At 70.9% G+C, this 13,394-nt stretch carries 15 protein-coding genes; 4 read left to right on the forward strand and 11 right to left on the reverse strand.

Annotation, left to right across the window (positions count from 1 at the left end; genetic code table 11):
• Window positions 1–16 precede the first annotated feature (16 nt).
• The 8 genes from BJY18_RS22690 to BJY18_RS22725 form a co-directional block, all read right to left on the reverse strand.
• A complete protein-coding gene (locus tag BJY18_RS22690) occupies window positions 17–682 on the reverse strand; it encodes a response regulator (RefSeq protein ID WP_184781868.1) in 666 nt (221 codons plus the stop codon).
• Window positions 679–1,800 carry a sensor histidine kinase gene (locus tag BJY18_RS22695; protein WP_184781869.1) on the reverse strand — a complete coding sequence of 374 codons (1,122 nt, stop codon included), beginning with the start codon at window positions 1,798–1,800 and terminating at the stop codon, window positions 679–681. Before BJY18_RS22695 ends, BJY18_RS22690 begins: the two co-directional genes overlap by 4 nt.
• A 206-nt stretch (window positions 1,801–2,006) precedes the next feature.
• Window positions 2,007–2,825 carry an endonuclease/exonuclease/phosphatase family protein gene (locus BJY18_RS22700; protein WP_184781870.1) on the reverse strand — a complete coding sequence of 273 codons (819 nt, stop codon included), beginning with the start codon at window positions 2,823–2,825 and terminating at the stop codon, window positions 2,007–2,009.
• A 22-nt stretch (window positions 2,826–2,847) separates the two neighbouring features.
• Window positions 2,848–3,312 (reverse strand): hypothetical protein, encoded by a 465-nt coding sequence (locus BJY18_RS22705; protein ID WP_184781871.1) that lies wholly within the window; start codon window positions 3,310–3,312, stop codon window positions 2,848–2,850.
• 42 nt (window positions 3,313–3,354) lie between these two features.
• Complete coding sequence (locus BJY18_RS22710; RefSeq protein WP_184781872.1) at window positions 3,355–4,218, reverse strand: hypothetical protein; 864 nt, start codon at window positions 4,216–4,218, stop codon at window positions 3,355–3,357.
• A gap of 59 nt (window positions 4,219–4,277) precedes the next feature.
• A complete protein-coding gene (locus tag BJY18_RS22715; RefSeq protein WP_184781873.1) occupies window positions 4,278–5,618 on the reverse strand; it encodes a serine/threonine-protein kinase in 1,341 nt (446 codons plus the stop codon).
• Entirely contained in the window at window positions 5,615–6,346 is a 732-nt protein-coding gene (locus BJY18_RS22720; RefSeq protein ID WP_184781874.1) for an FHA domain-containing protein, read from the reverse strand. Before BJY18_RS22720 ends, BJY18_RS22715 begins: the two co-directional genes overlap by 4 nt.
• Before the next feature lie 47 nt (window positions 6,347–6,393).
• Window positions 6,394–7,242, reverse strand: coding sequence for a helix-turn-helix transcriptional regulator (locus BJY18_RS22725; protein ID WP_312873928.1), 849 nt, complete (start codon window positions 7,240–7,242; stop codon window positions 6,394–6,396).
• A 103-nt stretch (window positions 7,243–7,345) separates the two neighbouring features.
• On the opposite strand from BJY18_RS22725, the gene BJY18_RS22730 reads away from it, so the two are divergent.
• The 4 genes from BJY18_RS22730 to BJY18_RS22745 are packed head-to-tail and all read left to right on the forward strand — an operon-like array spanning window position 7,346 to window position 10,659.
• Window positions 7,346–8,788, forward strand: a complete 1,443-nt coding sequence (locus tag BJY18_RS22730; protein WP_184781876.1) for an MFS transporter — start codon at window positions 7,346–7,348, stop codon at window positions 8,786–8,788.
• A 45-nt stretch (window positions 8,789–8,833) separates the two neighbouring features.
• Window positions 8,834–9,352 (forward strand): RNA polymerase sigma factor, encoded by a 519-nt coding sequence (locus tag BJY18_RS22735; protein WP_184781877.1) that lies wholly within the window; start codon window positions 8,834–8,836, stop codon window positions 9,350–9,352.
• Window positions 9,345–10,211 (forward strand): VOC family protein, encoded by an 867-nt coding sequence (locus tag BJY18_RS22740; RefSeq protein WP_184781878.1) that lies wholly within the window; start codon window positions 9,345–9,347, stop codon window positions 10,209–10,211. Before BJY18_RS22735 ends, BJY18_RS22740 begins: the two co-directional genes overlap by 8 nt.
• Before the next feature lie 52 nt (window positions 10,212–10,263).
• Window positions 10,264–10,659 (forward strand): hypothetical protein, encoded by a 396-nt coding sequence (locus BJY18_RS22745; RefSeq protein ID WP_184781879.1) that lies wholly within the window; start codon window positions 10,264–10,266, stop codon window positions 10,657–10,659.
• Window positions 10,660–10,687: 28 nt separating this feature from the next.
• On the opposite strand, the gene BJY18_RS22750 is transcribed toward BJY18_RS22745, so the two are convergent.
• The 3 genes from BJY18_RS22750 to BJY18_RS22760 form a co-directional block, all read right to left on the reverse strand.
• Entirely contained in the window at window positions 10,688–12,460 is a 1,773-nt protein-coding gene (locus tag BJY18_RS22750) for a gamma-glutamyltransferase family protein (RefSeq protein WP_184781880.1), read from the reverse strand.
• A 31-nt stretch (window positions 12,461–12,491) separates the two neighbouring features.
• Window positions 12,492–12,902 (reverse strand): VOC family protein, encoded by a 411-nt coding sequence (locus tag BJY18_RS22755; protein ID WP_312873929.1) that lies wholly within the window; start codon window positions 12,900–12,902, stop codon window positions 12,492–12,494.
• Window positions 12,903–13,004: 102 nt separating this feature from the next.
• Window positions 13,005–13,355, reverse strand: coding sequence for a DoxX family protein (locus BJY18_RS22760; RefSeq protein ID WP_184781882.1), 351 nt, complete (start codon window positions 13,353–13,355; stop codon window positions 13,005–13,007).
• Between the last annotated feature and the right edge of the window lie 39 nt (window positions 13,356–13,394).

The following is a 13,394-nucleotide window of genomic DNA, read 5'->3' on the forward strand; positions in this document are numbered from 1 at the left end:
GAAGTCCGTGGAGGCATCACCGGCGCGGGGTGACGAGACCGGATTCGTAGGCGAGCACCACCAGCTGCGCGCGGTCCCTGGCACCGATCTTCGTCATGATGCGGCTGACGTGGGTGCGTGCGGTCGCCGTGGAGATCACCAGGTGGGCGGCGATCTCGTCGTTGGACAGCCCGCCCGCGACCAGGGCCAGCACCTCGCGTTCCCGCTCGGTCACCGCCGCCACCGCGGACGGGTCGACGCGCCGGTGCTCGGGACGGCTGACGAATTCGGCGATGAGCCGCCGGGTGACCGTCGGCGCGAGCAGCGCCTCCCCTGCGGCGACCACGCGCAGCGCACGCAGCAGCTCGACCGGCTCGGTGTCCTTGAGCAGGAATCCGCTGGCGCCGGCACGCAACGCCTCGTAGACGTACTCGTCGACGTCGAAAGTGGTCAGCACCAGCACTTTCACCTCGGCGAGGTCGGGGTGGCCGGTGATCCGGCGGGTCGCTTCGAGCCCGTCGGTGCCCGGCATCCGCACGTCCATCACCACGATGTCCGGCCGGTGTTCGAGCGCGAGCGCCACGGCCTGTGCGCCGTCGCCGGCTTCACCCGCCACCTCGAAGCCGTCCTCGGTCTCCAGCAGCACGCGGAACCCGGCGCGGACCAGCGCCTGGTCGTCGGCCAGTACGACCCGGATCGTCATGTCTGTTCCTCCACGGGCAGCTCGGCGCGGACCTCGAAGCCTCGTTCGGTGGCCTCGGCCTCGACGGTGCCGCCGAGTGCCGCCGCGCGTTCGGCCATCCCACGCAGGCCGTGCCCGGGGACCGGCCGGCCGGCGCCGTGACCGTCGTCGCGCACGGTCAACGCGAGCTTGCCCGGCCGGCGATCGAGCCGCACCTCGACCTGCCGGGCACCGTCCGCGTGCCGCACGACGTTGGTGAGCGATTCCTGCAGGATCCGGTACGCCGCGCCGTCGACCGGGGCGGGCAGCTCGCCGGCCTCGCCGTGCACGGTCACGGCCAGGCCTGCGGCGCGCGCGTGGTCGAGCAGCTCACCGATCTGCGCCAGGCTCGGCGCGGGTGCCCGGTTCTCCCCGGAACGCAGTACCGCGAGCGTGGCCCGCAGGTCGCCCAGCGCCGACGCACTGGCTGCCTTGATGTTCAGCAGCGCCTCTTTCGCCTGCTCCGGACGCCGATCCGCGACGTGCGCGGCGACGCCGGCCTGCACGTTGATCATCGCGAGGCTGTGCGCGACCACGTCGTGCACCTCACGGGCGATCCGCAGCCGCTCCTGCTCGGCCATCCGGTGGCGGTGCTCGTCGGCCTGTCCACGGCGCGCCGCGATGGCCGCGAGCTGATACCGCACAGCCGTCGCGATGCCGATCACGGCCGCCGTCCACAGCACGACGAAACCGGCCGAAACGCTGATCGCAAACGTTTGCCATACGATCGCGTGCACACCATAGGCCGCCGCGAGCACCGTCCCGCCGACCGTGCCCGCGACCACCGGCCCCTTCCGGCGGGTCAGCAGGAACAGCGCGATCGTGGGGACCACGATGACCGGCCCGCCGGGCTCGGCGGAGGAGTAGTAGGCGAACACCGAAGCGGCCGTCAGCACGAAGATCGGCAACGGGTAGCGGTCGACCACCAGCAGCGTGAGCACCGTCGCGGCGAGCCACAGCGCACCGCCCGGGCTGAGCGGCTGCCCCGGATGCTGCCAGCGCCCGGCCGCGCCGGTCGCGCCCAGCACGAAAGCGAGCACCACGACGGTCCGGAACACCCGCCCGAACCACGGGTTCCGCTCCAGCCACCACTGCCGCATGGGCCAGAAAACTACCCGGCGAACCGGCCCGGCGCGTCCGTCCGCAAGCGGTGGATCGCCCTACGCGCGGCGCGGTACCGCCCGCGTACCGCGTTTCCCGACGCGGCGAGATCCCGGAGTCCGGAACAGGTCCGGTTCCTCCGGGATCTCGTCGGGGAGGCGACCGAGCCGGGCAGCCGGACGCGACGGTCGCCTGCCCGCTCAGCTCACCGGCTGGCTTTCGCCCACAGCAGATGGTGATCGGACACCCCGACCGGAACCGCGTCCGCGCTCAGCGCGCGGTATTCGCCGGAGAAGAACAGGTAGTCGATCTTCCCCGCACCGTCGGTCCCGCCGTGATCGGTCGTCGCCTCGCCGGCGCGGCGGCCGCAGCGTTCGCTGGCCGCCTCGTAGAGCTCTCCCGAGCCCTTCGGTCGGTAGCAGGACGCGAACATCGGATCGATGGTCTTCGCCCGCGGTTCGGTGTTGAAGTCACCGCCGACGATCACCCGGTAGCCGGCCGAGGAGAACTCCTGCGTTTTACCGGCGACGAACTCGATCTGCTTCTTTCGTTCCTCCTCGTACTCTCCTTTGGACAGATGGGTGACACAGGCCATGGACTTGTCCTCGGTGGCTGCCACGCACAGCATCCGCCGTGGTTCCGACTCGTCCGAAATCTTCGGCAGCTGGTAGTTCGCGTATTCGCGCACCGAGTTGTGCACGAAGATCGCGTTGCCGTACTTGGTGCCGTTGTCACAGGTCGGCCCGGTGGGCCCGGCGGCCGAGTCGTATCCGTCGTCCGCCAGCCGTTCCTTCAACCGGGCGTACTGCGACCCGCACACCTCGTTGAGCGTGACCACGGACGGCTTCCGATCCTCGACGCTGTTCGCCACCGCGTCGGCAACCGCGGTGTCCCCGCCGTGCTGCGTGTTGCCCGCCATGTTGAACTGCAGGTAGACCCGTTCGGTCGCGGCCTGCGCGGTCGCCGGTGCCAGTGCCGCCGCCGCGGCCACAGCCCCCACGAGACAGAGGTGTCTCCGTTTCACGTTCGCTCCCCTCGGACGCCGATCAGCAGCTGGGCACCCATTTGTGCGAGCTGATCCGATTGTCGGCGTTGGTGCCGTTGGTGAACGTCCAGTTGGCCAGGTTCGACGCGTACTGGTGGTATCCGAGGCAGATCGAGCCACCGCCGTAACCGGCCAGCCGGTAGAACCGGACGCTGGTGTCGTTACCGCCCGCGGCAGTGCCGTTGTTCAACAGCGAGGATGCGCTGTTGTCGTCCTTTCCGGAGCATCCTTTCGAGTTTCCGTAGTCGGAGTCATTGCCCAGCATGCTGCAGATCGGCTTGCCGTCGCAGCCAGTGCCCGAGTAGGTGTGCACGTAACCGCTGTTGGCCACCTTGCTCGCGCACACATCGGCCCGTGCCCCGGCAGGTGCAGCCGCGGCGGTCGGCTCGGCGCTGGCCAGACCGGGCAGCATGGCCAGCCCGAACAGGGCACCCGCGAACACCCCGGTGACAGACTTGACGCTCATTTTCTTCCTCCTTCTCAGCCGCGGCGGTTCCGCGGCAGGCCATCAGGAATTCCGGGCGAGGAGTTCTTCGGCCCGGTTCAGCGCGTCGCGCCGGAGACGCTCGGTGGTTTCGACCTCGGAGCGGTACTGCCGGCGCACCTCGTCGCCGTACTGCCGGTCGAGGTCCCGCGCCACCTTCGACAGCGGCGTGGCCAGTGCGCAGCCGGCCTCGGCGACCGCCAGCTCCACCTCGGTCCGGTGCGCTTGCGCAGGGTTCTGACCGTCCGTGAGTTCCGGAAGCTGCCGCTGAATCTGCTGCGGGCTCGCGTAGGGCAGCCCGGCCGAGTGCATGCAGCCGGACCAGGCCGTCACGGCCCTCCGAAACCGTGGATCGCTGGTCACCTTGGGCTGGTACAGCGATGAAAGATTGCCGGTCACCACGCTGGCGCGTACCCAGGCGTCGAAGTCGCCGTAGAGCGTTCGCTGCGCCTCGGCGAGGCAGCCCGTGTCGCTCTGCCCGATCGTCGCGCCGCCGGGCACCACGGCCTCGACCGAGCTGGAGCCGGTGCCGCCGAGGGCCACCGCGGCCGCCGCACGCCGCTCCTCGCTCAGTGAGTCCAGGTAACGGGTGTTCGGGTCCTCGGCCCGCCTGTGTTCGCGCTGCGCGACGAGATCGCCACCGTAACCGTGTGCGCGTGCCCAAGCCGGATCATCGACGACGTAAGGGAATTCTCGCCGTTCGTCGGCAGTGGCGGGGGCCGGCGGCCAGTACCGGAAGCCCTGTTTCGTCATGCACTCGGCGACGAGCGTGCCCTCCGCGCGCTCGATGAGCACCGGCCCCGCGTCGCGAGCCCCGCCCGCCGACGCGGCACAACCCGCCGCCAGTACTGCGGCCCCCAGTACGACACTCCCCCGGATCATCCCCATGCCCACCAGCGTGCGCGGGCAACGCGGTCCGGCGGTACCTCAGACTTCCGAGGTTGCGATCAGCAGCGCTCGACCCACCGGTGGGACATCGGCGCGTAGGTGCCCTTCAGGTTGCCCTGCTGGTTCACGCCGGTGCAGCCCGTCCGATGAGTGGCACGGGCGAGGTCGTCGCCGGCCGGCGCGAAACCCGCGCCACGGTAGTAGGCGACGTCGTGGCGCTCGGTCCGCTCCTGGTTGTTGTTGAAGACCGACCGGACCGGACGTTCCGCGGCCCACCCGCACGTTTCGGCGCCGGCGAGCCAGTCCGGATCGTCCCCGATCCAGCTGCACATCTCCCCGGTCCCGTCCGGTCCGCTGAAGAAGCACACCGAACCCGCATCACAACGGTGGTAGCCGGAGGCCGGTTCGTCATCGCGCGTCAGATACATCGCCGCGGCGCCCAGCACGGCCGCCGTGACTGCCGCTGCCATGGCCGGCCGCTGCCACCGGAGCGGACGCAGCCGCGGCAGGCGAGCGGCACGGGTGGCCCCGGTGATCGCTTCGATCCGGCGCAGGAGCGAGCCCGCGTCGTGCACGGCGCGTTCTTCATGGGTCCGGGAGAGGCAGTCGGTGACGATCGGCCGCCAGACGTCCGGCAGATCGGGAGAAAGCCGCAGTGACTCCGTTCCCCGCGCGTAGCGCACGGCCGCGTCCCGGCGCGCCGCGGCCGTGCCGCCGGGCAGCGGGAAGGCGCCGGTGAGCACCAGATGGGCGAGCACGCCGAAGGCCCACACGTCGGTGCTCGGCCGGATCGCCCGGCCCTGTTCGCTGATCTCGGGCCACACCAGCTCGGGCGGTGTGTAGTCCAAGGTGGCGAAGGCGGGGCCGTAGGCGTGGGTCCCGGTCAGCTCGGCTGCGAGGTTGAAGTCCGCGAGCCGGACACTGCCGTCCTTCATCACCAGCACGTTGCCGGGCTTGAGGTCGCCGTGCACCCATCCGGCGTGGTGCAGGTGGTGCATTCCTTCGCAGATCTGGGCGAGCAGGACGGGCCCGGCCGGTGGCCGGGCGCCGCGGGCCAGGACGGTGTCCAGCGAGCCGTCAGCGCGCTCCAGCACGACCGCGGTCGCGCCGTCCAGCTCCGGACGACCGGGCGCGTCGACGGTGAGCACCTCGTACATCCGGATCAAGCGAGGGCTGCGCAGCTTGCTCAGCAGCGCCACTTCAGCCGCGACGAGCTCGCGCAGGTGCGCTGCCTGGCGCGGGGTGTGCGTGCCCGTTGGCAGGATCTTCAGCGCGACCACGAGCGGGAACTCCGGGTCCGCGGTGGCTCGGTGCGCGGTGTGGACGCTGCTGAACGAACCCGTGGCGAGGACGTCGCGCACCTCCCAGCGGCCCACCCGCAGCCCGGCGGCACCACTCATCGGGGGGCCAGGTGCGTGAGGTCGTGCTCGCCGACGAGGTCGAAGCGCAGTGCCAGGGACACCAGCGACGTCTTCTTGCCGTTGACCCGGGGACCGAGATCGGCCGCGTCCGGACGTGGCTTGAGCCGCATCTTGACGGCGAGGTAGTCGATGTTCCACTGGACGGTGGCCCGGGTGACGCCCGGCCACACCGGTCGCAACCGCTCGACGAGCTGGTCGACGGTCGGCAGCGGGGCGAGCGGCAGTCCGCGCAGGCGGGGCTCGCACAGTGCAGCGAGCACCAGGAAGTACCGCTTCGTCCGGTCGAGCGGGAACGCCGAGACCGTCGGTTCCCCTGCGGCGATCTCGACGTGCTCGTCCAGGTACTCGTGCCGGGGCGCCCACACGTCGAAGCTCAGCAGGTCGCCCGCGGAGGGCAGCACGACGCGCGAGAACTCGAACGGCACCGGCGCGGCGATCCGGCCCGGACCGACCTTCATGTGCTCGCCCGCCCCTTCCGGGTTCTCGACGACGTAGGTCTGGGTCCGGCTGCGGTTGGTCAGCGACCAGTGCGTGCCCGTCGCCGAGATCGTGCCTGCCCGGCGCGACACCCCGGCGTGGGCGATCCGCAGGCGACCGGCTCCGCTCGCGGCCGGTTCGCGCCCGAACTCCAGAGACTCGCCGGGGCCGAGCCGGAAGTCTTCGTTCGTGCGATCACCGGCCGCCGGGACGACGATGATACTGAACATGTGCTGTAGGAGCGTCGGCGAGCCGAGCAGATACCTCGTCCGGTGACTCAGTCGAACGTCTTCGGCAGCTTCGCCGCGGTCTCCTCGTCGGCCGGGGTGTAGGTGGACACCAGGACCTCCGAACGGCGGCCGGTGTAGAGGTAGGTGAAGCGGAAGGTGAGCAGCCCGGCCTCGGGGTGGCGGTAGCGCTTGACCGGGATCGGCTCGGCGTTGACGTCGTGGCGGCTCCACAGGTCCGCGAACAGCGGGGACTCCGCCTTGAGCCGCTTGACCAGCGACTTCCACGCCGGCTCCGCGACGTGTTCGGCCATCGCCGCGCGGAAGGCCGCGACCATCCGCGGCACGTTCTCCTCCCAGCCCAGCGTCCGCTCCCGCCACCGCGGGTTGAGCAGGCACTGCACGAGGGTGTTGCGGTCCTCGAACGGGATCGCGTCGACCTCGCCCATCAGCCAGGTGTAGCCGCGGTTGTAGCCGAGCAGGTCGTAACGCCCGTTGCGGACGGCCGCCGGGAACGGTTCGAGCTGGGTCAGCATCGCCCGCATCGACTCGGTGACCACCGAGCATTCCTTCGCCTCGGTGGGCGGCTCCGGCGCGCCGGCGAGGGTGAACAGGTGCACGTGCTCGTGCGGGTCGAGGCGCAGGGTGCGGGAGATGGCGTCGAGGACCTGTTCGGAAGCGTTGATGTCGCGACCCTGTTCGAGCCACGTGTACCAGGTGACGCCGACGCCGGCGAGCTGCGCGACCTCCTCGCGGCGAAGCCCCGGCGTGCGCCGCCTGCCGGACAGCGGCAGGCCGACCTGCTCGGGCGTGATCCGGGCGCGCCTGCTGCGCAGGAAGGCACCCAGCTCGCAGCGACGCACGCGGTGCTGCGTGGCGGGTTCGACGGCGGTGGTCACGAGTACCAGGTAAACACAACTCTCAACCTGGTACCAGGTAGTCGCAGTACCAGGATGAAGGCACACCTGGTACCAGTGTAAAAGTGGCCGGAACCTGGTGGTCATGACGACATCCACCACCGCCCCGGCGTCGGCCGCCGTCGTCTCCGGGGCACCCGCCGGGACGGCACTCACCTCCGCCGGCCTGGTCACCGTGCTGCTGGGGGCGGCACTGCCGATCATCGACTTCTTCATCGTCAACGTCGCGCTGCCCACCATCGACGCCGACCTGCACGCGTCCACCGCCACGCTCGAACTCGTCGTGGCCGCCTACGGCATCGCCTACGCGGTGCTCCTCGTCCTCGGCGGACGGCTCGGCGACACGTTCGGGAGGCGGCGGCTCTTCCTGCTCGGCCTCGCCCTGTTCACGGTCACTTCGCTGGCCTGCGGGCTCGCCCCCGACGCCGGCACGCTGGTGCTCGCCCGTGCCGCGCAGGGGGCGGCCTCGGCGATGCTGCTGCCGCAGGTGCTCTCGATCATCCAGGCCGGCACCACCGGCGAACGACGCTCGCGCGCGCTCGGCCTCTACGGGGCGACCGGCGGGATTTCCACGGTGGTCGGCCAGCTGCTCGGCGGCGCGCTCGTCGCGGCCGACCTGTGGGGGTCGAGCTGGCGGCCGATCTTCCTGGTCAACGTGCCGATCGGGATCGCCGGGCTGCTCCTCGCGCGGCGCACGGTGCCGGACAGCCGCGCGGCGAATCCGCTCGGCGTGGACCGCTGGGGCACCACCTTGCTGGCCGTCGCGCTGCTGTCGCTGCTGATCCCGCTGATGGAAGGCCGCGCGCTGGGCTGGCCGTGGTGGACCGTCGCGCTGCTCGTGCTCTTCCCGTTCGCCGTCTACGGTTTCGCTCGCGTCGAAACCCGGCTCGAACGTGCCGGTGGCACTCCGCTGCTGCCGCCGACGTTGCTGCGCACGGCGAGCGTCCGGCACGGGCTCACCGTCGCGGTGCCGTACTTCTGCGGATTCGGTTCGTTCATGTTCGTCTACGCGGTGACCCTGCAGAACGGCCTGCACTTCGGGCCGCTCGAAGCCGGGCTCGCGCTGACGCCGATGGCCGTCACGTACTTCGCCACCTCGCTGGTCAGCAGCCACCTGGTCGCCCGCTTCGGCCGGCGGGTCGTGCCGGTCGGCGGCGGCATGCTGGCGCTGGGGCTGGCGGTCCTCGCCGGGTCGGCGCTGCCGGCCTGGCCGGACGTCTCGATGTGGCAGCTCGCGCCGGGCATGGTGCTCATCGGGATCGGCAACGGGCTGATCATGAGCACACTGTTCCGCGTGGTGCTTTCCCGGGTGCCGTCCGACCTCGCGGGCGTCGGCGGCGGCGTGCTCACCACCACGCAGCAGACGTCGCTGGCGCTGGGCATCGCGGTGTTCGGCAGCCTGTTCGCGAGCCTGAGCCTGCCCGGCTCGATGGGTTTCGATGGCGCGTTCGTACTGGTCATCGGCCTGCTGGCGGTCCTCGCGATCCTGGTCAGCGGGCTGGCGCGGAAGCTGCCGGACCCGCGCTGAGAATTCACCCGACGGAAATCCCGGCTCCCGGACGACGATGGGGATGTGACGGAACCGCGGGTGCAGGGTGACCCGGCCTTCGCGCTGCTCGGCCTCTACGAGAAGGCCTTGCCAAAGGTCTACGGGTACCTGCTCGCGCGCTGCGGCGACCGCGTGCTGGCCGAGGAACTGACCTCGGAGACGTTCCTCGGCGCGGTCGCCGCCTGCCGCAAGGAGAACGCACCACCGGTGAGCACGGCCTGGCTGATCGGGGTGGCCCGGCACAAGCTCGCCGACCACTGGCGGCGCACCGAACGTGAGCAACGCGGGCTGCGGCTCGTTCCCAGCCCCGGCGTCGAGGACCCCTGGGACGAGCGGATCGACGCCCTGCGGGCACGGCAGGTGCTCGCGTCGCTCTCGGTGCCGAACCGGGCCGTACTCACCCTGCGTTATGTCGATGGCCTTTCGGTGAGCGACGTCGCCGCCCACCTGGGCCGGACCGTGCACGCGACGGAGGCGTTGCTGACGCGGGCGAAGACCGCGTTCCGCCGCAGCTACCAGGGGAAGGAGGGGCGTGATGACTGACCCGTTCGACGCACTCGCGCTGCCCTCGTCGCCGGTCGATCCCGATCCGGCCTTCGCCGAGCAGCTGCGGGACGACCTGCGCCGCCTGATCCTGAACGGAGTGGAGATGACCACCACCGACACCACCGCACCGCGTTCGCTCACGCCGTATGTGGCGGTGACCGACGCACGGGCCGCGCTCGAGTTCTACGTCGAGGTCTTCGGCGCCCGGCGCCGGGGCGAGCCGATCGTGATGGAGGACGGCCGGATCGGGCATGCCGAACTCGCCATCGGCGACAGTGTGCTGATGTTCGCCGAGGAGTTCCCGGAGCTGGGCAACGTCGTGGCCGCCGAGGGCGGCGCACTCGTGCGCGTCGAGGTGCCGGACGTGCGGCGCAGTGTGGCGCGGGCGGTGGAACTGGGCGCGGAACTGCTGCGTCCGGTCGAGGACCGGGGCTACGGATTGGGCGGCACGATCAAGGACCCGTACGGCCAGCGCTGGCTGGTCGGACAGGCGGGACCGCAAGAGCCGCGGGAAAAGCACGGCGAGGCGATCTACTTCACCTTCCAGGTGCCCGACGACGAGAGAGCCAAGGCGTTCTACGGCGCGGTGCTCGGCTGGCAGTTCACTCCGGGCAGCGTGCCTGGCGCCTGGGGCACCGAGGGCGACGGGCTCACCGGCGGACTGTGGGGCGGGCCGGAGCGGCAGACCGGCTGGAAGCTGATGTACGCGGTGGACGACCTCGCCGTGGCGCGCGAGCAGGTGCGCGAACACGGTGGTACCGCGGGCGAAGTGGAGCACCACTCGTACGGCCGGACGGCGGATTGCGTCGACGACCAGGGCATCGAGTTCTGGCTGTGGGAGCGGCCGCGCGAGTGAGATGAGTCAACTCCCCGGCGGCATCCGCGCCGCACGGGAGCACACTCGGGAGATGACTGGGCAGTGGACGCCCCGAGACGACGCCGAGCTGGCCGCCGGCTGGCGGCTGTGGCTGGAGCTGGGTTCGTGTGCCTGGCCGGGGCCGGACTGGGACGGCACGCCCGCCGAGGCGGTGCGTGGTCTGGACCGGTGCTTCAACGCCTGTGACGAGATCCTGTCCGGCTACCACCACGGCGGCGGTCCGGCCGACGCCGCGGTGGCCGGCCTGGTCCGGTCGATGATCCTGGCCGCGAACTGGACGCTGGAGCTCTGGCGCGACGACACCACCCCGCTCGACGCGGAACGCGCCGCGCTGCTGCACGCCGATCTCGCCGCGTTCGCCGACCACGCGGAGAGCGTGCGCGCCATCCTCGCCGGCGGCGGGGGCTGGGCCTCGCCGCCGACCTGACCCTCAGCGGCCGGTCGCCGCGGATGACTCAGCGGCCCACCGCGTAGCCCTGCATGCCGCGCGCGTTGGCGGCCGCGCGCAGGATGCCGCCGGAACGGGACACCGCGGAAAGCCTGCCCAGCGCCCACTCCCCGGCGTCGACCACCTGGTGCCCGCGTTCGGTCAGCTCGGCCAGGGTGGCCCGGCCGAGCCGCGATTCGGCGACCACCTCGCGCGGGTTCCAGGAGCGCGGGTAGAACGAGCTGGGGAACGCGGTGGTGTGCCAGGCCGGCGAGTCGATCGCCTCCTGCAGATTCAGACCGCCGAGCGTGTGTGCCAGCCAGAAACACAGCTGCCACTGGTCCTGCTGGTCGCCGCCCGGGGTGCCGAAGGCGAGCACGGGCTCGCCGTCGCGCAGGGCCATGGACGGCGAAAGCGTGATGCGCGGTCGCTTGCCCGGCGCGAGCGAGTTGGGCAGACCCGGTTCGAGCCAGAACATCTGCGCGCGCGAGTCGAGGCAGAAGCCGAGCTCCGGGATCGTCGGACTGGACTGCAGCCAGCCGCCCGACGGCGTCAGCGAAATCAGGTTGCCCGCCGCGTCCACCACGTCGAGGTGCACGGTGTCGCCGCGTACCTGGCCCTGCGGGCCGACCGTGGGCTCGCCGGTGGCACCGTCCCCGGAGGTCGCGCCACGAAGCGAGTCGAGGATCGCCGGCAGCTTCGGCTCGCCCGCCGCCGCACCCGGGCGCAGCTCGCCACTCGCCTCGTCGCCGATCAACGCCCGCCGCGCATCGGTGTACTCCGCGGAAAGCAGCACGTCGAGCGGTACGTCGGTGTCGCCGTACCAGGCCTCGCGGTCAGCGAACGCCAGCTTCGTGGCCTCCACCGCCAGGTGCACCGTCCGCGCCGACGGAATACCGTCCACATAGGACAACTCATCGCGGAAGCCGTTCAGCAGCAAAGCCTGCTGGGCGAGCGTCGGCCCCTGCGTCCAGCCGCCGCACTTGACGAGGCTCCAGTCGCCGAGGTCGGTGATCAGGGCATCCTCATAGGACGCGCTCCAGGACGCGAGATCCTGCGCGGTCAGCAGACCCGCGTGGTCGCGTCCGGAGGCATCGCGGAAAGCCTTGCGACAGAAGGCTTCGATTGCCTCGGCAACGAAGCCTTGTGACCACGCCCGGCGGGCCGCGTCGATCTGCGCTTCGCGCCCGGATACGGCTTCCGCCTCGGCGAGCAGCCGCTCCCACGTGCCGGCCAGCGCCGGATTCCGGTGCAGCTGCCCGGTCGCCGGCGGTTTTCCGTCCGTCAGCCACAGCGCGGCGGACGTGGGCCAGTGCTCGGTGAACAGCTCCTGCACGGTGCGCACGGTGTGGCCGACCCGGCTGACCAACGGCACGCCGTTCCGCGCGTATCCGATCGCATAGCCGAGCACCTCGCGCAGCGACTTCGTGCCGTGGTCACGCAGCAGCAGCAACCACGCGTCCCACGCCGCCGGCACCGTAGCGGCCAGCAGCCCGCTGCCCGGGACCAGGTCGAGCCCCAGTCCGGTGACGTGCTCGATGGTCGCCGCCGCGGGCGCCGGCCCCTGTCCGGCCAGCACCCGCGGCGTGCGGTCGTGGGCGGTCACGAAGATCCCGGGCACCTGCCCGCCCGGCCCGTTGAGGTGCGGTTCGGCCACCTGCAGCACGAACCCCGCGGCCACCGCGGCGTCGAAGGCGTTGCCGCCGTTCTCCAGCACCGCCATCCCGGTGGCCGAGGCCAGCCAGTGGGTCGATGCCACCATGCCGTGGGTACCGGTCAGCTCCGGTCGGGTCGTGAACATGCCCGGGATCGTACGCGTTGCTAACGACTTGTCACCAGGTGCCGGGCCGCCTCCGCTCCGGCTCGTACGGCTGGGTGATGACCTCCATACCGTTGCCACCCGGGTCGAGGAAGTAGACGCCCCGGCCGCCGTGGTTGTGGTTGATCTCGCCGGGCATCCCGCCGCCCGGCGCACCGAAGTAGTCCACCCCGGTTTCCTTCAGCCGCGCGAAGAACGCGTCGAAATCGGTTTCCGGGATGAGGAAACAGTAATGCTGCAAGCGCAGGTCCTCGACCGGCACGGTGGCGAAGTCGAGCCGGACGCCATTGCCGGTTTCCACCGGGATGAACGGCCCCCACTCGATGCCGATCTCCACGTCCAGCAGACGCGCGAGGAACTCGGCGGATTCCCGGTTGTCCCGGGACGGAACGATCAGATGATTCAGTTCGACAGAAACGGACACGAACAATGCCTCCAGAAGGCATTCCGGCACCTCCATGCCTCACCCAGCCGGTGACCGACACGCGATGCCACACCCACGGTAACCCGCGGGGCAACCGCGTTTCTATCCCAGCGAGATACGCAGCACGAGTACCGCCACCGAGAGGATCAGCAGCACCGCGGCCGGGGTCATTCCGTTCGCGTCCTTCTTCTGCACGTGCCGGGCGACGGCGAGCAGGAAGTACAGCAGCACGCCGATCGCCGCCGCGATGCCCAGTGCCGGCACCCAGATTCCGGCGATCAGGCCCGCCGCACCGGCGAACTCGCAGGCGGCCAGTGGCGGGAAGGCCTTGCGGGGCACGTCGACCCGGGTGAGGTTCTCCACGATCTGCTTGGCACCGGCGAGTTTGCCCGCTCCGGAAGCGATCAGCACTGCCGCGAACACCACCGCGACCACGATGTAGGGAAAGAGCACCAGCGGGCCTCCTGTCCGGTTCCGACCGGATCAGGATGC

The organism is Amycolatopsis jiangsuensis (genome assembly GCF_014204865.1).
Classification (GTDB): Bacteria; Actinomycetota; Actinomycetes; order Mycobacteriales; family Pseudonocardiaceae; genus Amycolatopsis; species Amycolatopsis jiangsuensis.